General features: G+C 38.5%; 21 protein-coding genes. 9 read left to right on the top strand and 12 right to left on the bottom strand.

The genetic code is table 11. From position 1 onward, the window contains the following. Nucleotides 1-52: 52 nt before the first annotated feature. From CXF89_RS05755 to CXF89_RS05745, 3 genes are all read right to left on the bottom strand, one after another. Entirely contained in the window at nt 53-928 is an 876-nt protein-coding gene (locus tag CXF89_RS05755) for a class I SAM-dependent methyltransferase (RefSeq protein ID WP_121954056.1), read from the bottom strand. A 732-nt stretch (nt 929-1,660) separates the two neighbouring features. Further along, nucleotides 1,661-4,276: a TonB-dependent receptor domain-containing protein gene (locus CXF89_RS05750; RefSeq protein WP_121954055.1), complete on the bottom strand. Its 2,616-nt coding sequence runs from the start codon at nt 4,274-4,276 to the stop codon at nt 1,661-1,663. Between the two features lie 247 nt (nt 4,277-4,523). Continuing rightward, nucleotides 4,524-6,866 (bottom strand): DNA polymerase II, encoded by a 2,343-nt coding sequence (locus tag CXF89_RS05745; protein ID WP_121954054.1) that lies wholly within the window; start codon nt 6,864-6,866, stop codon nt 4,524-4,526. A 193-nt stretch (nt 6,867-7,059) separates the two neighbouring features. Here CXF89_RS05745 and dinG point away from each other — a divergent pair, with 193 nt between their 5' ends. The 6 genes from dinG to CXF89_RS05715 are packed head-to-tail and all read left to right on the top strand — an operon-like array spanning nt 7,060 to nt 11,899. Further along, the gene (dinG, locus tag CXF89_RS05740) at nt 7,060-9,135 is read left to right on the top strand and encodes an ATP-dependent DNA helicase DinG (RefSeq protein WP_007584036.1); all 2,076 of its coding nucleotides are present in this window, start codon (nt 7,060-7,062) and stop codon (nt 9,133-9,135) included. Next, nucleotides 9,135-9,911 (top strand): sulfite exporter TauE/SafE family protein, encoded by a 777-nt coding sequence (locus CXF89_RS05735; protein WP_024593658.1) that lies wholly within the window; start codon nt 9,135-9,137, stop codon nt 9,909-9,911. Before dinG ends, CXF89_RS05735 begins: the two co-directional genes overlap by 1 nt. Nucleotide 9,912: 1 nt before the next feature. Next, nucleotides 9,913-10,521, top strand: a complete 609-nt coding sequence (locus CXF89_RS05730) for a primosomal replication protein (protein ID WP_007584039.1) — start codon at nt 9,913-9,915, stop codon at nt 10,519-10,521. 13 nt (nt 10,522-10,534) lie between these two features. After that, complete coding sequence (locus CXF89_RS05725) at nt 10,535-11,428, top strand: histone deacetylase family protein (RefSeq protein WP_121954053.1); 894 nt, start codon at nt 10,535-10,537, stop codon at nt 11,426-11,428. Between the two features lie 53 nt (nt 11,429-11,481). Further along, nucleotides 11,482-11,763, top strand: coding sequence for a late competence development ComFB family protein (locus CXF89_RS05720; protein ID WP_024590772.1), 282 nt, complete (start codon nt 11,482-11,484; stop codon nt 11,761-11,763). Continuing rightward, the gene (locus CXF89_RS05715; RefSeq protein ID WP_007584045.1) at nt 11,747-11,899 is read left to right on the top strand and encodes a DUF2496 domain-containing protein; all 153 of its coding nucleotides are present in this window, start codon (nt 11,747-11,749) and stop codon (nt 11,897-11,899) included. Before CXF89_RS05720 ends, CXF89_RS05715 begins: the two co-directional genes overlap by 17 nt. 2 nt (nt 11,900-11,901) lie before the next feature. Here CXF89_RS05715 and CXF89_RS05710 read toward each other — a convergent pair whose 3' ends face one another. After that, nucleotides 11,902-12,423, bottom strand: a complete 522-nt coding sequence (locus tag CXF89_RS05710) for an SEL1-like repeat protein (protein WP_121954052.1) — start codon at nt 12,421-12,423, stop codon at nt 11,902-11,904. Nucleotides 12,424-12,528: 105 nt separating this feature from the next. Here CXF89_RS05710 and CXF89_RS05705 point away from each other — a divergent pair, with 105 nt between their 5' ends. After that, the gene (locus CXF89_RS05705) at nt 12,529-13,413 is read left to right on the top strand and encodes a DMT family transporter (RefSeq protein ID WP_121954051.1); all 885 of its coding nucleotides are present in this window, start codon (nt 12,529-12,531) and stop codon (nt 13,411-13,413) included. Between the two features lie 30 nt (nt 13,414-13,443). Here CXF89_RS05705 and CXF89_RS05700 read toward each other — a convergent pair whose 3' ends face one another. The 3 genes from CXF89_RS05700 to CXF89_RS05690 are packed head-to-tail and all read right to left on the bottom strand — an operon-like array spanning nt 13,444 to nt 15,210. Continuing rightward, nucleotides 13,444-13,956 (bottom strand): CC0125/CC1285 family lipoprotein, encoded by a 513-nt coding sequence (locus CXF89_RS05700; RefSeq protein ID WP_121954050.1) that lies wholly within the window; start codon nt 13,954-13,956, stop codon nt 13,444-13,446. Nucleotides 13,957-13,981: 25 nt separating this feature from the next. Beyond that, complete coding sequence (locus CXF89_RS05695; protein ID WP_121954049.1) at nt 13,982-14,722, bottom strand: anti-sigma factor family protein; 741 nt, start codon at nt 14,720-14,722, stop codon at nt 13,982-13,984. Further along, nucleotides 14,719-15,210 (bottom strand): RNA polymerase sigma factor, encoded by a 492-nt coding sequence (locus tag CXF89_RS05690; RefSeq protein ID WP_121954048.1) that lies wholly within the window; start codon nt 15,208-15,210, stop codon nt 14,719-14,721. The genes CXF89_RS05695 and CXF89_RS05690 overlap by 4 nt, the downstream gene beginning before the upstream one ends. 140 nt (nt 15,211-15,350) lie before the next feature. Between CXF89_RS05690 and CXF89_RS05685 the strand changes: the two genes are divergently transcribed. Next, a complete protein-coding gene (locus CXF89_RS05685; RefSeq protein WP_121954047.1) occupies nt 15,351-16,697 on the top strand; it encodes a S8 family serine peptidase in 1,347 nt (448 codons plus the stop codon). On the opposite strand, the gene CXF89_RS05680 is transcribed toward CXF89_RS05685, so the two are convergent. The 4 genes from CXF89_RS05680 to CXF89_RS05670 all read right to left on the bottom strand — a co-directional run bounded on the left by CXF89_RS05680 (nt 16,681) and on the right by CXF89_RS05670 (nt 20,915). Continuing rightward, entirely contained in the window at nt 16,681-17,634 is a 954-nt protein-coding gene (locus CXF89_RS05680; RefSeq protein ID WP_121954046.1) for a surface lipoprotein assembly modifier, read from the bottom strand. The genes CXF89_RS05685 and CXF89_RS05680 overlap by 17 nt on opposite strands. 61 nt (nt 17,635-17,695) lie before the next feature. Beyond that, complete coding sequence (locus CXF89_RS05675; RefSeq protein ID WP_257983182.1) at nt 17,696-18,370, bottom strand: hypothetical protein; 675 nt, start codon at nt 18,368-18,370, stop codon at nt 17,696-17,698. Further along, nucleotides 18,267-18,578, bottom strand: coding sequence for a hypothetical protein (locus CXF89_RS21355; protein ID WP_257983181.1), 312 nt, complete (start codon nt 18,576-18,578; stop codon nt 18,267-18,269). Before CXF89_RS21355 ends, CXF89_RS05675 begins: the two co-directional genes overlap by 104 nt. A gap of 135 nt (nt 18,579-18,713) precedes the next feature. Then, nucleotides 18,714-20,915, bottom strand: coding sequence for an exonuclease domain-containing protein (locus CXF89_RS05670; RefSeq protein ID WP_121954045.1), 2,202 nt, complete (start codon nt 20,913-20,915; stop codon nt 18,714-18,716). 89 nt (nt 20,916-21,004) lie between these two features. On the opposite strand from CXF89_RS05670, the gene CXF89_RS05665 reads away from it, so the two are divergent. Next, the gene (locus CXF89_RS05665; protein WP_121954044.1) at nt 21,005-21,499 is read left to right on the top strand and encodes a phosphatase domain-containing putative toxin; all 495 of its coding nucleotides are present in this window, start codon (nt 21,005-21,007) and stop codon (nt 21,497-21,499) included. 92 nt (nt 21,500-21,591) lie between these two features. Here the strand turns inward: CXF89_RS05665 and CXF89_RS05660 are convergent, their stop codons facing one another. Next, the gene (locus tag CXF89_RS05660) at nt 21,592-21,885 is read right to left on the bottom strand and encodes a hypothetical protein (protein WP_145990801.1); all 294 of its coding nucleotides are present in this window, start codon (nt 21,883-21,885) and stop codon (nt 21,592-21,594) included. Nucleotides 21,886-22,053 lie beyond the last annotated feature (168 nt).

Raw genomic sequence — 22,053 nt, 5'->3', positions numbered from 1 at the left:
CTTTTTAACAGGTAGGGATATTAATATTAGAATAGGCTAATAAAACTTAATTTTAACGTTTATAGCCCCTGTAAAGCGTGCCTATATACTCTTTATTTGAATCAACAAGAACTTCTTTATATACATCCCCTCTTGAAGCTAACAGTTGTTTAAGTTGCTGGGCATTCAAAGCGGCTTGCTTTAAATCAGTTAACCTATAAATCAGCCCTTCTAACTCTTGAGAAAATAGGTAATAAGCTTTCTCGAGATCTATCTTTCTATTCTTTAAAATAAAATGATAAAAATCAGTGTACCTGGTACCTTTTATTGCAAGTGGGTGTATCTTTTTTTCTAGCTCCACATATTCATTAATAATAGAAATATTGCTATTAATCAGATCTTTATTCTCTTTTTTTAGTGCGCTTATTAGTTGTTTTAAAGGAACTAATAATTCACTCTGCACCCGAATTGCAGACTCTAATATTAGTACATTTGGCTTCACTATGTCCGAATCCATTTCGTGACACACAATTTGATATAGGCCTCCTTTCTTTAATACTCTAAAAAGCTCTGGGATACTTCTCGCTAACTCGCTATATTCGATAGCAAACTGTGTTACTATCGCATCAAATTCTGCTGTTTCAAAAGGCAAGACTTCAGCGCTTACATTAGATAAAATATTTGATGACTCTATACCGGCTACTTTTTCGTTAACAATAGCTTTATCTACACCTATGACATTAAATTGAACGCTACTATTCTCTTGAATTAATCGAATAAGAGCACCATTCCCAGTACCAATATCAAGTACTTTGTCATTACAATTTAACTTTTCAGCAAACTCCAACCAACAAGACTTTAATTTACCCGTGTAATTACTCTTTATATCTTGTCCAAATGAGGTTAGATAGCCTTGAGCCCAATAATCACTCCAATAGTTTTTCATCATTATTTTGTCCTGTTCTGAGATAAGTTGAAGATTTTAATAGAGAGCCAGTGGCTCAAGTACCGAGCTTTTTATGCACTTAATTTGATATTTTATTTCTAATAATTAAGTACAGTCTCATTTTATTGTATATAAATATTGGCTGCTAAACGAGTATTATTATACTTTTTAATGAGTTACATTTATTCAATAAAATTTTAGCTTAAACCTCCTAACCATTCTCTATGCTATGCCAATACAACTGATATAAATTGTAACTAATGAGTAGCAAAGCAAACAGATTCTGAGTTGTTATTTCCAGAGTCGTGCATTACTAGGGAAATCTGTTGCATATTTCTCCTTATATTTGCACCACACTCTTTATCAATTACAGAAAGCATTTTATTGAGCATGAGATTTTTCATTCACTTTTCGAGTTGGCGTTAGAGGTGTAAAATCTTCGTGCGAGGATTTGGACATATTAGCTTCAAGCAACCCAATCTATTTCAGATAAAAAATACAGTATTAATCATGGGCACTCTTATACTTAGGGCTTGTTATAGTAACGATGCCTTCACTTTATCTACTTCTGCTAATTTAAAGTTCTGGATATAGTCTTATTTTAGGTATGTAGTACGCGAAGTTTTTAGGTTTTTCATTTAAAAATCCTGATGCATAAACTGACATTAATACGAAGCATTTTTATAAAAAAAGGGCTGAATAAATTCAGCCCTTTTTTATTAACAAATTAACAAGTTAAAAGTTAATTGTATAGTTGATACGGTAATCACGACCATAGTTGTTATATAAATCAGCGTTATCGTAAGCGCCTGTAGATGTAAGTACAGGATCTTCGTCTGTTAAGTTGCTTACTGATAAGCGAACTGTACCATAAACACCTGCGTTATAGCTGTACGTAAGGTTATGAATCAACCAATCTTCAAGTTCACCATCTTGCTCTAAAATACCATCTTCATTTGGTGCTTCATTCTCAGAAGTAGATGACGTGTAGTTCATGTTCCAAGCTACACTATGGTCGTCAAGCGCCCAAGTTAATGTAGTATTAGATTTGAAGTCAGGTTGACCACTCCAACCAGCAGTATTATAAACTCTACCGCCACGCTCTTCATCGTAAGATAATACAAAACTATTTACAGTGTTCATGCGGAACTCACCAACACTAGTATCGATATGACCGTAAAGAGTTAAATCTAAACCTTCAATCTCAAAACCATTGCCGTTGAAGTAACCAGTACCAGCTTCTAATAAACGACCAGTTTCTGAACGTATTAAGTAAAAAGTTTCATTACTTACATCAGAACCAGGTGCGAAAGCAGTTATTCTGCCAGCCGCTTCATCCGATAGAAGACCTTGAACAGTTTTAGTTTGAATAACGTCATCAATTGATAAATTGAAGTAATCAGCTTTAACACCGAAGTTCTCAATCACATCCCAAGCTATACCTAAGTTAGTGTATTCTGATGTTTCAGGACCTAACTCTGTATTTGATTTGTAGTATGTATCAATTTGCTTAGACGATGTATCACCTTGAGAGTAATCAATCGCTGATTCAGCACTAAAAGTAGTAGCGGCATTTAATTGGTCAAGACCTGGTGCACGGAAAGCTTCAGAGTAAGAAGCACGTACTACAACAGTATCTGTTGCCTGCCAACGAGCAGATATCTTAGGAGCAACATTATCACCAAAGTCAGAGTAGTCATCGTAACGTACGGCAATGTTAACTTCTAGTGAATCTACTACTGGCATTGCAACTTCATAAAAGAAAGCCGTAATGTCACGATCACCAAGCGCAGAGTTACCTGCAGAGCCGCCTATTAAACCAGCTTCTGACTGACCATCGTAAATATCAGCATACGTTTGCTCTAAAAATTCAGCACCGAAATAATGCGCTACCGTACCGCCTGGTAATTCAAACAAATCGAATCCGATGCCGGCATTGTATTGATTGAAAGTAGAAGATGAGCTTTGTAGGGTTGTTGCTTTCATATTTGCAACACCTTCATCAGAACCTAAATCAATCCCATTTGCTTGGTTGTAAGCTAAGCCACCGTAGCTAAGGTAATAAGTACCTACAGATTTATTATCAGCTTTATTAGTATGATAATAAACATCCCAAGATGCATTATTCCACTCTAAATCACCGCGTAAACCCATTAGGTAGTCTTGGCTGTAATCATCAACGTTACCATCGCGATTACCAATACCTGCCCAACGCCAGTAACCTGTTGTTTCTTCATCATAAGGGTTTGCTTCATTGTCTGCAGCTAAATTATTCCATGCTGCGGCAGGTGGAGCATAACGACCAAATGAGCTATTTTGAACAAACATAGCACGGCCATACCATTCGATATCATCATTCAATTCATAATTTGCATCTAAATAAACAGTATTACGGTCGATAGAAGCTTTATTATAAGATACATTTGCGAAAGCAAACATACAGTAAGTAGAGCCTTCACTACCCCAGTCATTGTCAGCTGCAAACTTACGGAATGTATCCTCACCGTACTCTGCTGTTAAGTCGTCACATATTGGTGATGCTTGAGCCTCTGAAAAATCAGGTGAAGCTACAGTCGCACCGTAGATAGACCAACCTTTAGTCTCTTCGTATGCCTGAATTACGCCATCACCATCAAGATCTGTTGCTGAAGCTTTAGTATAATCACGATCACCATCAGATATACCTTCGCGTCTCTGGTGGTCAAAAGCAAATGTTACATTACCTTTATCTGTAGAGTAACCAGCGGTTACCGAGAAACTAGCTGAAGTTGTACCTTCATCTTGATCACGGTGTCCTGCTTCGCCTTGGAACTGAAGACCTTCATAGTTTTTCTTCATGATGATGTTAACAACACCAGCCATTGCGTCAGAACCATAAGTTGAAGATGCACCATCAGTTAAAATTTCGATACGTTCAACTGCAGCCATTGGGATTGAGTTTAAATTTGCTGATTGGCCACCAAGAGTTGGTGAACCAGGCATGCGCTTACCATCTAATAAAACTAACGTTCTGCTAGAACCAGCACCACGTAAGTTAATAGTAGCTTGAGATTGTGCAGAGCTACCTGAACGCTCTGAAAATGAACCGAATGAGTTAAAACTGCTGCCTCGAAGTGCATCAGCCACAGTGAAGTTACCTTCAATCTGCATATCTTCTGCTGTAATAATGTTTACTGGCGAAGCACCTTCTAAATCTGTACGTTTAATACGTGAACCAGTAACTTCAATTCGTTCTACTTTTTCTACGCTATCTTCTTCTGCAGCAAACGAACTTGCCGAAAATGCAGCAGTAGATACTGCACCAAATGCAATCGCTAAGCGAACTGCCTTTGAAACTTGATTATTTAACATTTGATTCTCCCTGGTGTTACAACTTTATAGAAGCAACTATTATTTAATTATTTTTTATTATCACATGCTATTAACAGTGACTGAAACAAATAGTAAACAAAAAAAACTAAAAAGCCAACCTCTGTTAACTAAATATTAATCATAAAGAGGTTTTTTAATGATATTTTTCGTAAAACCGGGGTTATCGTACGATTTAGAAGCAGGAAAGTGGATTATTTAATCAAAAACATCCAATTGAGATACTAAATTAGAATAATAAAAACTGATTCTTCTCCGAATCATTTACATTTTGATTGATTAGCGGCTCTACCATATCTAAAAGCGGTACAATCTGTTTTTCTACATAAATTGCATAGTCATAGCTATGTAGGCCTTGATACAGCTCAACTCCAGCGGTTGTGTAAACGAATGTAACAAATTCACCTCTATTAACCGTAAATTCGCTATTTTTTTTCTGGTGTTTTTTAACTGCTTGAACATGAGGGGGAATATTTTTCTTATAATCGATTAAGTTTTGACCTAATCTCTTTTTAAAAATGAGTAAATGATCAAAATCACCTTGGTATAACTTTGTTGTATAGTCTTTAACAAGGTCATTTATATTTAAATTTCCATCAAAAAGACTAGTAAATAGGTCGAACTGGAATTGTTGAGCAAGTTTAGTCCAATCACTTCTTACTGTTTCTAATCCTTTAAATACTAGTTTTGATTCGTTTGGTTTAATTAATTTACCGACATAGCGCTTTTTAGAGCCAACTAGCTTTCCCCTTATGGTTGGCAAAAAGAAAGGGCTATAAAGAGATTCAAATTCTATTTCTAAATGACTTGTTAAGTTGTGCGTTTGTTTAATCTCGCTAATCCAATCTGTAGTTATCTTTTTAGCTAAAAACACGCCAATTTCATTACACTCGTCGTGGGTTAAATTATCATCCAACTTAATAAATGTAGAATCGGTATCGCCATAAATAACGCTATAACCAAGCTCTTCTATCCATTTTTTAGTTTGTAGCATTATTTCGTGTCCTCTTAACGTAATAGAGCTAGATAACCTGGGATCGTAAAACCTGCACCCTTTTGAGCCTAAAACACCATATAAGCTATTCATTATTATTTTAATTGCTTGAGAAAGCATTTGATCTTGATTGTCTTTGGCGAGCTGCCTTTGGGACGCTAAGCTTTTAACAAGTAAAGGTAAGTGATGCTTGTCTCGCGAGAATAGGGCTTCATTAAAACCCTGCACACTTTGGTTTGGATTTTTTAAACCTTCTATCAGTCCGAGTGGATCAATGTAGAAAGTTTGCATAATACTGGGGTACAAGCTTTTAAAATCTAAAACAATGACATTTTTATAAAGCCCAGGAATAGACTCCATTACATAACCGCCTGGGCTTTCAAATGTAAGTCCATGATCGCCCATATTAGGGGCAACATAACCGCTGCGATGCAGTAGTGGTAAATACATATTAATAAAAGCAGCGACAGAGCCGCCCTTTTTTTCAAGCTCTAATCCTGTAAGCTTTGTTCTTATAATAGAAAAATCGAGTAGCTTTAATTTATCAAAAATTTTATTTACCAAAATACAATCTTGTCGATTATATTTTGCTAAAGAAAGCTTATCTTCATTAAATTGCCTAATAATTTCCTGCAGACTATTAGCCGTGTCGATTAATTTGGACTCACCCAACACTTGATTTGAAACATTAGCTAAAGAAAAACTCTCAAAGCTATATGTACCATTTTTTAAAGTGTCTATTCCATCAACCACACATCGCCCAGGGATCGATACTCGAGTAAAGTGTCCTTTGCGAACATATAAAGGTTGATCTCCCCTACCCAGTAATAACTTAATTCCTAGTGCTTCAGCTCTTTCATGAATAACCGAAAAATCGAACTCAATTACATTCCAACCAATTATGACATCAGGATCGCTAAGCTTAATAAAATGCTCCAATCCCTTTAAGAGCTCAGCCTCATCTACACACCAAATAGTATCAAACTCTAGGTTTTCAGCTTCTCTATCTGGCTCGCCAATCATTAAAACACAGTCTAAATTACAGCCCACAAGTCCAACAGAAAACAAAACGCCACTTTCGTTACATTCAATGTCTAACGACAGCTTATTAAGAGTTGGGGAGTACTCATCATTTGCTTTTAATTTTGCCTCTGTTACTAATGTATAACCATTTTGATAAAAAACATTACCCGTTATCCAAGCACCTCCTTTTATAAAGCGCTCCATTAGGTAGCGCTCTATTGGTCGAATATCTTCTTCAAATAATACAACTCCACGTTGCTTTAAAGCTTTAGCAGCAGAATAAAAATGCTTTAGTGATTTGAAGTAACAGGCCGACATATCTTCTTGCTGAAAGTTTTTTAACTCAAGACTTTTAATATTAAAGATAAGTGACTCAGCTGCTAATATTTCATGCACTATTTCAGCATCTTTACTTTTGATAAAAAACAGCGCATTTTCGTTAACTGATATAGTTTTTATAGGCCCTTTATCACTGCAAAACCACGCTTCGTAGCAGATGCCGCTAGCAGTATCATAAGCATGTGAAGAAACAATAAAACCGGCTGTTAAGTACATTATTACTAAACCTTATTCATATATATGTAAGTTTTTACTTAATTCAAAATGCTTTAAAGCCATACATTCAACCTAAATAAACACTCAGATACTTTATTTGCTAAATTAATCTCATCACTTCTTGTAGTTACCCTCTTATAACTCTAAAATCCATAGCACTGTAATTATATACATACTTTAGGTAAATCATCCCATGCTTTCTGACTCACTAAAAAAAACAATTAGGCAAGTACACCAGCATGTGGCTAGCAACCTAAACGATTATCGCCCTCGTAGCAGTCAAAACTACCTTGTAGCCGAAATAGCAAAAACGCTTGCTGGCGAATACCATAAAAAGCAGCGCATTTGCGTAATTGAAGCAGGCACCGGTACCGGTAAGTCCCTTGCTTATTGTTTAGGCGCATTGCCTCTTGCCTTAGCACAAAAAAAGAAGCTAGTTATTTCTACCGCAACCGTTGCACTTCAAGAGCAATTAATAGCAAAAGAACTGCCATTTTTTAAAAAGCATTCAGGCCTCGACTTTAAATTTGATTTGGTAAAAGGTCGCCATCGTTATATTTGTGCCCACAAATTACATAATGCTGTAAACGGCGATAGCCAAACACAAATGGACTTTATGCCAACGCTTACTTCACCATTGAGCGCAATGGAAACCAAATGTTTAAATGAGTTATATAACGCTTACGTAAATAAAAAATGGCAAGGCGATAGAGACAGCTGGGCCGATACCGTACCCGATAGAGTGTGGAACTTAATAGCGTGCGACAAACATTCGTGCCAGCGCCAAATGAAGGCCCATCAAACGTGTCCGTTTCAGCTTGCTCGTAATCAATTAATGCAAATGGATGTGCTGGTAATTAACCACTCTTTATTACTTGCCGATTTAGACCTAGGCGGTGGTAAAATTTTACCAGAGCCCGACAACACCATTTATGTAATTGATGAAGCGCACCATTTAGCACATATAACACGCGATTTTTCATCAGCTGCTGCCACAATTAAAGGCACGATAGAATGGCTTGATAAGCTCACCAAGTTTAGCGGGAAAATGGCGAAGGTTTTAGTGGGGCAAAGAGCTATTGGGCAAAACTTTAAACTTTGCGACAGCATTAATGACGCGAATAAAGATTTAAAAGTAGTTCGCGATATTCTTGATAATGCCGACTTTGAATACTCAAAAGACGATACTTATCGCTTTGAACACGGTGAAATTCCACAATCGCTGCACAGTAAAGCAAAAGATATAAGCGAAGCCACGCAAGATGCGCTGCGCTGTTTAAACAAAATGCACGACACCCTTACCCAAGATGTAAGTGATGGCGACATAAAACCTTACGTTGCCGACCCAATACTAGGCGAAAGCGGTCAATACATAAACCGGTTAGAGCAACTAAACAAACTATGGTTTAGTTACGCAAAAAAAGGCGAAGGTGCTCCTCATGCACGGTGGATAAAACGCCTTGAATACAAAAGCCATCACGACCACTTATTAAGCGACTGCCCTATCGAGGTCGGTTATTACTTAAAAGATAAATTGTGGCGAGAATGCGCGGGCGCTGTTTTGTGCTCTGCTACATTAAGTGCACTGGGCTCGTTCGATCACTTTGCTTACGAAACAGGACTTGCTAAAGAAGAAGGCGTTAAATTTATTAAAGTACCTTCTCCTTTTGATTACCCCAAACAAGCCACTTTACGTATTCCGGTATCTAAAGTAGAACCTACCGATAAAGACTTTAGTGATCACCTAGCTAAAACTTTACCAGAGTACCTAAATGATAAAAAAGCGAACCTTGTACTATTCGCTTCTTACTGGCAAATGGACCACGTAACAAAGTTTCTTAGAACAAAAGGTTTTAACTTATTAGTACAAGGTGAAATGTCGCGAGAAGCATTGCTTAAATTACACACCAAAAATGTAGATGAAGGCAAAGGCAGTATTTTATTTGGAACACAAAGTCTTTCAGAAGGCCTTGATTTACCTGGAAAATATTTAGAGAACTTAATAATCACTAAAATTCCGTTTGCTGTACCTACTTCGCCGATAGAAGAAGCGCAAGCAGAATTTGTACAAAGCAAAGGTGGTAACCCGTTTTTAACGATTACCGTGCCAGACGCCGCAAAGAAATTGGTACAAAGCTGTGGTAGACTGCTGCGAAAAGAGAGTGATGAAGGCTGTATTACTATTCTCGATAGGCGCTTAGTTACTAAGCGATACGGTAAAGCCATGCTCGACACCCTACCACCTTTTAAAAGACAAATAGATTATTAATGTTTGAACTCGCACTCGATCCAACAACTTGGGCTGTTTTATGTGCTGTTGCACTTGCCGCAGGTTTTATAGACGCTATCGCCGGTGGCGGTGGTATGTTAACTGTGCCCGCTTTATTAACTGCAGGCTTACCTCCACATTTAACATTAGGCACCAATAAACTAGCAGCAAGTTTTGGCTCCTTAACAGCAAGCTATACTTATTATAAAAAGAACTTATTTAGTCCAAAGTTTTGGGCTGCCTCTATTATTGCTACCGCAATAGGTGCATTGATAGGTACTGTTATTGTTGATCATTTAAGTATCGATTTTTTAAACAAACTACTACCCATTATTATTATTTTAGTTGCCGCTTATAGCTTATTTGGTAATTTAAGTACCACAGAAGGCGATGAGCTCCCTAAACTAAACAAAGCGATGAAAATAAAACAATGGCTACAGGGTTTAGCATTAGGCTTTTTTGATGGTTTAGCAGGCCCAGGTACGGGGACATTTTGGACCGCTTCTAATGGCATGCTTTATAAAATGAACTTGCTACTCAATTGTGGTTTAGCGCGTTCAATGAACTTTGTTTCTAATTTTATATCGCTCATCACCTTTGTAGCACTCGGCCATGTAAACTTTTTACTTGGCATAACAATGGGCTTTTTTATTATGCTAGGCGCATGGTTTGGAGCACATTCGGCAATACGTTTTGGTAGCAAATTTATTCGCCCAGTATTTAATACTATGGTTATACTTTTAGCTTTAAAACTAATTTACGAGGCTTACTTTTAATATGCATTCAATGGCTTTAGATAAACTACGTCAACAAGTTGCAACGCTAAAACAACAAGCTGAGCAATTTGATAAAGCTAAACTTTTTTCTAAAAATCGTTACATGCAAGCGCAACCTAGCTTGTTTGACCGCGCAGTTTTTAGTACAAAAAGCATGAACCTCGTCGATTACGTAATAGAAATAGAAGATGAAGTGTCAAGATTACCGCCAAGTGAGCATCGCCATGCTTATACTTACGCGCTTGAACGTATAGGAGCTCAGGTACAAGCTGTATTCAACGTTATTAAATCAACGCCTATTTGGGTTAAAGAAAACAAAAGCCATTATAAACCACGCCCTAAGCAAACCGTTTATAAGCAAGCGGTACAAAAAATAATGCAATCATCGCACGAGCTTTACGACGAATTAAAACAAAACCATGAGTTTGAACGCCGTTTAGTGCTCATGATTGAAGAGCGTAAAATGCAAATGGATAAAGCCTCGCCAGCTAAAGCACAAAAGCTTAACCTTGAAATATTAAGCACACACGCTCGATTAGGCCGCTGCAGAAAAGCAATTTCTGCCACTGAGGATAAAATACAACAAGTAGAAAAACAGCAGCTGCGTTAAGCCGCACTTTACTATGCAGCTTTATTATCATCCATTGTATTCAGACCTTATCCTTGCAGAACGTCATCGATTCCCTATTCAAAAGTATAAGTTACTTACAACCGAAATAGAAAATCTAGGTGTTTCGGCTATTCACTTTCAAGAGCCTAAAAAAGTAACCGTATCTCAACTTGCGCTATGTCATAGCCAACGTTATATAGATGACTTTTTAAATGGAACGCTAAGTGATAAAGCAATTAAAAAGATAGGATTTCCCTATTCGCAACAACTTGTAGAGCGTACTCTTTTATCAATTGGCGGGAGTATTCAAGCTGCTGAAGCGGCTTTTAGTCACGATCTAACCTTCAATTTAAGCGGTGGTTATCATCATTCTCATAGTGATTTTGGCAGTGGCTTTTGTATTTTTAATGATTTAGCTATTGCAGCAGCACATTTAATAAATACAGAGCAAGCCGACACTGTTTTAATTTTTGATTGCGACGTACACCAAGGCGATGGCACAGCACAAATCACTCAAAACCATAACCAAATTATTACCTGCTCAATTCATTGTGAGCAAAATTTTCCTCGTAATAAGCAAGAGTCCACTTACGATTTTGCATTGCCCGCTAAAACAGCCGACGATGAGTACCTTGCTACATTAAAGCAAGCACTCGATTTTTGCGTGCGCATACATAACCCTGATATTATTTTGTATAATGCAGGCGCTGATATTTACACTAAAGACGAGTTAGGCTTGTTTAATATATCGCTCAATGGCGTATATGAGCGCGACTTGTTTGTTCTCAACTTCTGTAAGCAACATCAAATCCCACTAATGTGCGCTTTAGGTGGCGGTTATCAGCGTAATTTGAGTTCACTAATTAATGTTCATAAACAACTATTTAAAGCCGCTATCGATTTATAGTAAGCCTTAGTATAGACTCAGTTAAACGGATTATTTTTTAAAGCGGTGGGAATATGCGATTACACGAAGACATACACAACTATTACGAAAAGATTGTAGTTGAAGAAATCATCAAACTTAAACTTGATGAAAAATATGATGAAGATGTAATGGCTGACTTTTGTTGTACGGTACTAAATCAGCTCCCGCCACGATATATTCGCTACGATGTAGATATGGCGTTTTATTTACCGCAATCAGAACGTATACATATGGAACAACGTGTGCAAACAGCAATAAATGTCGCCATTAGTCAAATATCAAAAAAGAAAGAGTTAAATGACAAGCCCACTTGATCAAGCCCCTACACATATTAAACTTGCAGTAGATTTAATTATGATACTAGAGCAACACGATGTTGCTCCAGAAGAGGTCTTAAAAGCACTCGATATTGTTAAAAGCGACTTTGAAAAAAAGCTAGAAAAGCCATAACTCTATTCTATTATTTGTATGTCGTACTCGGTAACGCTACCTTCGTGCTTAGTGCAATCAATTTTAACTTCACCAAATGTACGCCTAGGCGAAGTTGAACGACGACAGGTCATATTTTGTGCTTTAACGCCAAATTGCGTTATATACAACGCAACTGTTTCATCTATTAGTTGTTTTTGCTGTGTACTCGCTGCACTATAAAATGCATCGTATTGCGCAGTCCAATTTTCAACCCCCGCTTCTTTTGCAACGCCTAGCCAGCCCATCCCTAGTTTAGTAGATTGCTCCAAGTATTGGCCTTTCAAAAACATAAACGCCAACGTGTATTGTGCGCTTTTATAGCCTAGCCCAGCAGGCTCTTTTAAATAATTGAAAGCAGCCTCAAACTGTCCTTTTCGATACGCTTTAATACCATTGTATTCATTCTTTTTCATGGTGGTATCACTGTAAAGGTTGATTGGGCTTGAATTACATCCCCCCAACAAAGTAATAAATACCATAGAAGCTACTGAGAACTTTTTCATTCTTATCCTTAATTTATTATTTTTATATGCCAGTTCCGAATATGGCTTACACTTTTTATAAACCCTGTTATTCTAAAAACCAATCAGCATAATTAAAATACTATCATGACCTTAGCAAGCTTACTGCTATTATTTTTTCTGGCCGCTATATGGGGCGCTTCTTTTTTATTTATGCGAATGGCAGCTAACAGCTTGGGGCCTGCGGTATTAATTGAGTTTAGAGTAGGCTTTGCTGCAGTTACTTTATTTATTGTTGCTTTGTATTTAAAACGCCGCTTAGCGTTTGTCCAACATAAAAAACACTTTTTTATTATAGGCGCGTTTAATTCTGCCCTTCCGTTTTTATTTTTTGCTTACGCAGCCCAAACTATTAGCGCATCCACACTCTCAATTTTAAATTCTACAACACCAATATGGGGTGTTGTTGTTGGAATTTTATGGACAAAAACAAAGCCCAATAAAAGTATGGTGATTGGTTTACTGCTGGGTTTAATTGGCGTAGTTATTTTGGTTGGGCAAAATCACTTTGTTGTAAATAGCCAATCAATCATAGCTATAGTAGCGGCATTGAGCGCTTCGCTTTGCTATGCCATTGCATCGCATTACACAAAAAATGCGCCAAAGCTTGCACCATTCGATAACGCCCATGGCTCAATGTGGGCTTCAAGCTTTATGGTATTACCGCTTATCTTATTTATGCCAATACGAGAAATACCAAGCACCAACATTATGCTAGGTGTATTAGTACTGGGCGTAGTATGTACCGCCCTTGCTTATATTTTATTTTTTAAATTAATCGACGATATTGGCCCAACCTCAGCACTCACGGTTACATTTTTAATTCCATTATTTGGCATATTTTGGGGGCATTTATTTTTAGATGAGCAAATAGGGCCAAATACATTACTAGGCGCACTATTTGTAATTGTAGGCACTATGCTGGTTACTGGTTTCTTACCACGAAAGAAGCACTTAGCTAAAACAAGCTAAGTGCTTATATCAAGCGCTTTTACCAAACGCTTACTTTTGCGCCTTTTTGCTTAAGTTTTCAATTAAATCTTGGGCGCTAAAACTGTTGTCGCTTGGTTTAATGCCTTTGCCCATTTTAATATCAATCAGGGTGTGCACTTCTTTGCGTTTATCATTGTTGCTTAACTGTACGCCTACGCTGCTTGTTGGGCGTGCGCGTGTTTCGCAGGTTAATAAACCACAGTTTCGCTCATATTGCTGGCTGTGTGACGCACTAATAGATGACGCGGGAGCTTGCGATTTAGACTCAACAAAGGTTTCTTTATTAGTTACAACAAACCAGTCGTAGCCTTGTGCTTGTGTAAGCTCAGCCGCGCGTAATAATGCATAGTCACCGGCATCGGCTACGTTGTTTGACACACTTTTAAACTCTACTCGGTATTGATCGTCGCTAATTTTTTGCTCGCTATAACCTTGCGATCCATTATTCGCGGCGCGGTAATCCGGTTTAGATGCACAGCCCGCCATAAGTAAAATACTGATAATTAAAATAGATGTTTTCATAGTTCACCTCGTTTTATACACATTATTATTTGTTTAACTGCCACTTTGCGCTAATTGCTTGCTGCTCTTGCGCTCTATCTAGTGGTGCGCCGCTGATCATGCTATCTATAACAGCATCTAACTCACTATTATTAGACGCCGTTTGATATTGCGCGCCATTATCACTTTGCTGCGCGGCTGTTTGCGCTTTAATTTGCCAACCGCTTTGCGTTTTACAAGCAATGCTTGTTTGCGTTGTATTGTTTGAGCTTAGTGCATACTGCCTACAAAGCTCACCTTGCTGATTTTTAAAACTAAGCTGCGCGCTAAATACTGAGCCATCACTTTGCTCAAACACACCACTACTTAGCTGCGTATTAAGGGCGGAGGCTGTATTACTGGCTACTAAGTTTTGCGCCTCACTGGGTTGTAAATAGCTCGTCATTGCAATACCAAATACCACAGCAACGCTTGCTGCTATTGCTAAACTTTTATTAGCCGATTGCTTAACCTTTTGCCAAGGCGTTAACGTTACTACATTACTGTTTAACGTGTTTTTTTTCGTTGCTATATCAAGCTTTGCAACCGTTTTAGCTAATGAGTCACTAAGGGGTGCGTCGTCAATACTTGTTGCGTGCTCTTTTACTAACATGTCTACTTCGCTAAATTCTGCAAGTCGCATTACTAGCGCATCATCGGTTTCAAGGGCTTTACGCACTTGCTCCATTTCGTGCTCACTTAGCTCTGAGTCTAAAAAGGCGCTAAGTGTTTCGTCGTTAATGTTCATACTTGCTCCTTTTTAAAGTCGGGTTTTATTAAGTTATAAAGCGTGCTGCGTGCGCGCGATAATTTACTCATTACACTGCCTATAGGTATATCTAGCGTATGTGCTACTTCTTTATAGGCCATGCCCTGCACTGCCACCAGCGATACTATGGCGCGTTGCTCTTCGGGTAATTGCCCAAGAGCTGTATTTACATTTTTAAGCATTTGTTTGTTTTCGAGTGTGTGATGCTCATTACTTGTAATTGGCTCTGGTAAAATATCGGCCTGAGCCTTATTTTGCCTTACCTTGCGTGAGCGGTATTCGTCTATCCACACATTACGGCAAATTTTAAACGCCCATTTAGCAGGCTCAACGTCATCTGGAATGCCTTTTACTAATAGTTTTTCAATTGTTATTTGCACTACATCGTCTGCATCTGCTTTACTACCCGTTAGCGAATAGGCAAAACGCCTAAGCATGGGCAATAAGGTTTTTAGAGTTTCGTTCATTGATTTTTACCCCTTTTATAAAGAAGACGATTCAAAAAAACATTTATTCCCAAATAATCAAAATAATTTAAATAATGAAATATTTCTATGTGTTAAACGTTAACTAACCAGCATGATAAATTTAATAGAAGTAACCCACTATGAATATTAAAAACACACGCGTTAAACACATAATAGCCGCCTCGCTTTGCATATTTAGCGCAACGAGTTCTGCCAATATAGTAAGAGTCGATCAGGTGCTTGGGCAGCTAAACCCAATAGAGCAGCGTATTGAGCAAACTATAGAGCGAGCGCAGCGCCTGCCGCTTCCGGTGCCTGTACCACAAGTTTCGATTGATGAACTAAAAGCGCAAATTAGTGAGCCAATTAGCAGCTTACCTAATGTGCTTAACATTAATATAAATAGCCAAAACACCGCATTTGTAGAAGTAGAGCTTGAAAACGGCTTTAGAGCTATAGAGCGCCAATGGTTATTAATGGCAAATAGCCAACAACTTAATACCCTAAAGCAGCAAAATGTAACTATTGTATCGGTAAAAAATTACAACGCACTTAACATGAGCTTAGTGCGCTTTAACGTACCCCAAGGTGTTAATTCTAAAAGTGAGTTATTAAAAGCGCTTAACTTAGATGAGTCTGCAATACTTGACCGAAACCACATTTACCAAGCGCAAACAGGCGAACCTACCGCAAAAGTAACACCAAATAAGTCTATTGCCCCCTACTGCACACAAAGTGTAAAAATTGGCATGATCGACAGCGCCATTAATACCAAACACAGTGCTTTTAAAGGCGCAAATATCACCACGCAAAGCTTTTTACCTAAAGGGTTAAGCTCGCCAAATTTACACGGCACCGCCATAGCGGGGTTAATTACAGGTAAAGGAGCATCGCTCAGCCCGCTTTTAAGCAGTGCCAAGCTTTACAGTGCCGAGGTGTTTTATAGGCAATCTGAATATGCACAAGGGGCTACTTTATTTGCCATAGTAGAAGCACTTGACTGGTTAGTTAGTAATAATATACCCGTAATAAATATGAGTCTAACAGGGCCAAATAACGCAATTTTAGAAGCAAGTATTACTGCAGCAATAAAACAAAACGTATTCATTGTAGCTGCTGCGGGTAATCAAGGTCCGGCGTCGCTGCCGTTATACCCAGGCGCGTATAAAAGCGTGATAGCGGTAAGTGCTATTGATGCAACAAACCACATTTATAGATGGTCAAATAAAGGCGATTACATAGACTTTACAGCCCTTGGTGTAAATGTTGTTACAAGCCAAGGCAATGGAAAATTTGGGAGGGAGTCGGGTACGTCAATGGCGGCGCCGCATGTAAGCGTGGCATTAAGTTGTTTATTGTTAAAACATGGTAATAATAAAACCAAAGCACTTAACGAGCTTACATCGCTGGCCGTCGATTTAGGCGAGCAAGGCAAAGACACCACCTTTGGTTATGGCGCCATTTACCCACCTAAAAGTGCACTTTAACTGACGCCGATAAAACCGATTGCGTATAGGTATTACTACTAAGCTTTGATTGATAATCGCCATATTCAGCCTCGGCTATTAGTTTTACGTGCTCAAACACAGCTAGGTTATAAAACGCATTAACTACATTTCGGTGCTCATCTCGCGACGGTATTTGCTCAAAAAAATCATCCGTTGTTTGCTCATCGTAATCTTTATTTTGATAACGCCAGCCAGCCCCCACTTTGTTAGCCACATTAAAGGCCGTAAATTTGTGCGTAACTTTAGTAGTAAAGCCGTAACCGTTAAAGCCGTATTGGTTGTCGTCGGCGTTTTCTTTATCAGCACTTAGCGCTGCCATTAGCATGGTTTGGCCATTATTTATAAAATGATAAAGCGCTACATCGGCACCTACGCCATCAGCATTACGTGCTTTTGCAGTAGCAAAACGTTTAGCTTTTGTTTTTATGCTCATACGTAAATACGTATGCGGGTTTAAAAAGTGGCCATAGTAGGCACTAGCTTGATTAAAATGTAAAAATGGTTCGCCATCTACATTTGCTTTTGCACCATCGTAACGAACTCCTACCTCATGGCTATTAAAGCTGTAGCTGCCATCTAAACTATATTGATGAAGGTCTAAATCGTATTGATCAAATTCATCGTAGTCTTGTTGTTCAAACCGATAGCTTGATGTTAATTTAGCGCCTTTGGTTACTTGCCATTTTGCATTAACACCTGCTGCGGTTTTTATGCCGCTGTCGCTTTGCGACGAAATATCGTCAAGTTCCTGAACAGACAGCGCCGAGTTACTTAATACCCCAACTTCTGCATCTGCATTTAGCTCAAAGCTACTTTTAAAGGTTTTATTTTGCTCAGCTGTTTTAACGTGGTTAGTTTGTGCAAGCACCGCTTGGGCACTAAAAACACACAGTGTTGCGGTTATAACTGCTTTCATATTTATTCTCCAACAGGCCGAATAGGTTTCCCTATTCGGCATTTGTGCAAACACGCGCGTATTAAAGGCCTAGGTCTAAATCGTTAGTAATGTTGGTTACTACTTCACTTGCAGTGCTAAGTGCTACATCGTTACTAATTTGATCAGTGACCGCTGCACTCACCTGCCCGCTAACACTTTGCTGTACCGTGCTTTGTAAACTGCTAACCGTACTATCTTGCACGCTGGCAATTAAAGATTGCTGAACACTGCTTACAACTTCATTACTGGTATTAATTGCATCACCCACTTGCAGTGCAGAGCTCACTGAGTTTGCAGCCGTATTAGTAATTGCTAATTGGTTTGTAAGCTCACCCGCATTAAGCGCATTTGTTGCATCAGCTTGTGTTACTGAATCGGTAGCGCTGCCCACATTTGAAAGTAAAGAGGCATCTGTTGGTGTATCGGTAGTATCAGGCTGAGCGGCTTGATCAGAGGTAAGAGAAAGTAATGACGACTGACTCACAGCAGTCGTTAAATTACCCGCCGAAGAGGTTAACTGCGCTGTTGCATCTAGTGCTGTATTGACTGTGGTATTGCCTGTGGCATTTAAAGACGATGCAGATGCATTTAATGCATTATTTAAAGATGAGCTACCAGATGCAACTAATGAATTTTGCAGGTTCTGCGGCCTCGCTGCTTTCTTGCGCTGGAGTTTGCGTGTTATTAGCCGTTGAATCTGTAGCTTGCGGCTCATCAGCCGTTACTTGTGTATTGCTAGATACGTTTGACTCGTTGCTACCACTGGCTGTTAAACCGTTTTGTGAAAGCGCAATAGATGTAGATGTTTGTTGCTGCGCCGACGTTGACTGAGATATTTCAATATCAACGGCGTGCACTGCACCTGTAAAAGTACACACACCGCTTAACATCATTACGCTTACAATTTTATTTAATTTAGTCATTGTTTTGTCCTCTAGTTTGTCGGATTGACATAAAGAAGACGATTTACAAAAACACTTTATTCCAAAATAAATTAAAAATTTATAATAAAACTACTTATTATTTAAATTTCATACACTTGAAAACAAGATAATACGCTACTGCGTTAGCGTTTCACTATTTTGTATCAGCAATAACAGCTCTGCAGTGGCGGTTGCATCGGCAAGTGCCCGGTGATGGCTGGTTAAATTTAAATTAAAATGCACACTAAGGTTACCAAGTGAATACGACTTTAAGCCTTTAAACGCTTTGCGCGATTCAACCACGGTGCACATTTTTGGCATTTTAAAAAAGTGCCCTGCCATCTCGCATTCTTTTTTAATAAAGCCGTAGTCAAAGTTAACGTTATGGGCTACAAAAATACTGCCTGCGAGTTTATCTAGCAATGGCTTGGCTATATCAGCAAATACAGGTGCGTTGTAAACCATACTGTCGCTAATACCAGTTAGTGACGTTATAAATCCAGGTATATGGCGCTCGGGGTTAACTAAGCTTGTCCAAGTATCAATTACTTTACCGTGCTGTACTTTAACTACGCCAATTTCGGTAATACGGTTACCGCCTTTTAAGCCGCCTGTGGTTTCTATATCGACCACACTGTAAATACGGTTAGGATCTACAAACCATTTAACCGCAGCAATGTGTACTGTAAAGCCTACGTTTTTTAAGTTATCAATAGTGGTTAATTGGTTGCGCCTAAGCTTATCGCCTGGGGCTTTTACTTCTTCAAAATGTACTTGGCCATTATTGATAACCATTAAGTCGGGGTAGCCATCTTTTAGCTGTAAATAATGTTTACTCATGGCTGTTAAGTGCTTAATTAACGCCTTAAGAGGGCTGTTTAAAATAAGCGCTTCTAGTGGCTCTAATAAATTGCTACGCCATCTAAACAAGCCGTTAGGTTGCTCAAAGTATTGCGCTGCATTTTTGCATACCAAATTAAGTAATGCTTGCGACGTTTGGCACTGAGCTAAGCGCTCATTTATTTGTGTTTGCTGCGCTTCATAAAAATTACCAAGCCTTAATACTTGCGGATAAATATCAAACTCATTGCATGGCGGATAAGGCGACTCCACAAATAACTCATGCCAAAATACTAAACCAAACAAACTTTGCCAAAGCGTGTTTTCGGTATTAAATACAGCCATACCTTGGCGAGTATAATAATCGTTTACGCCCTGCTCTACTTCACCTCGGTACAGTTCATCTATTTCTAGCACGCACTGAGTATCGGCAAGCATGGCACTTAAACGCGAACGTGTTTTTTTATTAAACTTACGCATTAAAAAATCGTCAGCAAAATACAGTAAATCATCAGTAAGTGGGTTTTCGATAATGGCTTCTAATCGAGCTTTTACCCACTCTTTATTGCCAAGCCTGTATTGCTCTCTTATTTGAATTTCTTGTGCTTCGCTATCATCCACGCACCCTTCAAGTAAACTAAAAGCAAGTTCGCTATCAACTGTTTTTAGCTGCCTATAAAGCCTAACTAATAGTTTGTTTTTTAATACAACGGCAATTGCACCATGTGCAGTTTGCACTAAAACTTGCGACGCTAAAGCGACGTAATCGCTCTCATCTGTAATATTTTTAAATGCTAACCGGTAACGGTTTAATAAATAGTTTGATTGCGCTTCGTCAAGTGTTTCAAAACGCGACAAGCTCTCGCTGTGTCCTTCGCGCGTAGCGGTTAAGCCTAAGTCACGCATTACAAAACGGTTTTGATGATTCACATCACCACTGCTTAGTTTACCTGCAAATAAAAACTCAAAATACTCGTAGTAATCACTGCGGTTATTAATTACATACTGGCTATAAAGTGGCGCAAGATCTTGCGGGCATGCTTTAAAAAACTCCCGCGCAATATCAACCAGCACGCCTTTAGCGGCGCTCTTTTTAAAGCTTATTTGCTCACTGTAATTACTTAGCAACTCAACCAAAGAAGGCTTAGTTAAGTGCGCTAAAAGCTGCGAATAATGCTGCTCGTTTGGCTCAAATAAAATACCGGCTTTTTTTAGCGTATAAATAGCCTGATGCGGCGATGTTATTTCTTCATAATTAAGCGATTGCGCCTGCACCAAATAAGGCTTGCGCGAGTACACACGCGCCAACATGCACTGGCTTTGCTCATCTAGCTGGTTAATTTTACTAATAAATTCACTATGTTTAGGCTCAAGTAAATGCATACATTTACTTGTTACAAACTCAATAAGCTCTCTAAAATGCGCTAAATAGTATTTTGCTGGTAATTCTTTTTTCATAATATCGCCATAACTGTATATAAAAACAGTATCTAGCATTTGTGCTTATTATTCAATCTTAAACTTGTAACTAAAACACGCTATAGTGAGCTTATTAAAGCAAATTCATTAAAAATAAAGGACTTACCATGAGCGCGCATCCGTACGATGTTTTATCACTCAATAACGGCGCAAATATTATTTTTACGCCCTGCCCTGGTACAAAAACGCAAAACCTAGCGGATTCAATCAATACATTAAAAGCAGCTGGCGCTAACGTGCTGCTGTCGCTTATGCCGCAAAAAGAGCTTGAAAAAAACAACGTAGAAACAATTAATAGTGAGTGCAATAAGCACGATATAACGTGGTTTCATTTACCAATAAATGACGACGAAGCACCCAAACAGCCTTTTACATCAAGCTGGAACACCCATAAAATCGACATATTACAGGCCATACAACACAAACAAACCATTGCCATACATTGCAAAGGCGGCACTGGCCGCACAGGTTTGGTCGCTGCGCTTATTTTAAATTCGGCAGGTTACACAAAAGAAGAAGTATACAGCCTAGTACAAGGCATTCGCCCTAAAGCACTCACTATAGAATTGCAAAAAGAGTACTTTGAGAACTTTGAGGTGTAAGTCAGAGACTGGGGGAGGATTTAGCACTATAAATAGTGCTCAAAATACTTTTCATACTAGTTATGGATTAGCGTTGATAAGCGAACAACTTGTTAGGTTTTATTTTCAAAATAATTTCGAGGTTTTTCATCTGCAACTATAGCAGCGAGTTTTTCATGAAAGCCAACAATATGCCTGGATTTAAACTTTTGGGGGCTAAAAGAAATTATCTTTGCCATTTCAATTATCTCGTCAATTCCTCGGGTTAGATAACACTCAGTTTCATCAACGCTTAAAATGATATCTCGACTATATAACCCGACAGAACCACACATCACAGACAAGAAATACTCATCATCATGCTCATATAGAGTCCAACTCCAAGGTTTTTCATCAATTATTCTCACGTAGGGCCACCTAAACATAACGAGGCTGCAGAATAACTCCAACAGCCAAATTCAATTAAATAATGAGTTCCTGCAATTAACTCTAAACGTTTTCAAAGTGTTAGATAATGCATTACTTGGAGCCCATACAACAGACTGTTTTTCTTAAAAAAGAGTAATTCTACAGCT

The organism is Pseudoalteromonas sp. MelDa3 (assembly GCF_002863625.1).
In the GTDB taxonomy this organism is placed as follows: domain Bacteria; phylum Pseudomonadota; class Gammaproteobacteria; order Enterobacterales; family Alteromonadaceae; genus Pseudoalteromonas; species Pseudoalteromonas arctica.
This window is presented reverse-complemented; position numbering and strand designations above follow the sequence as displayed.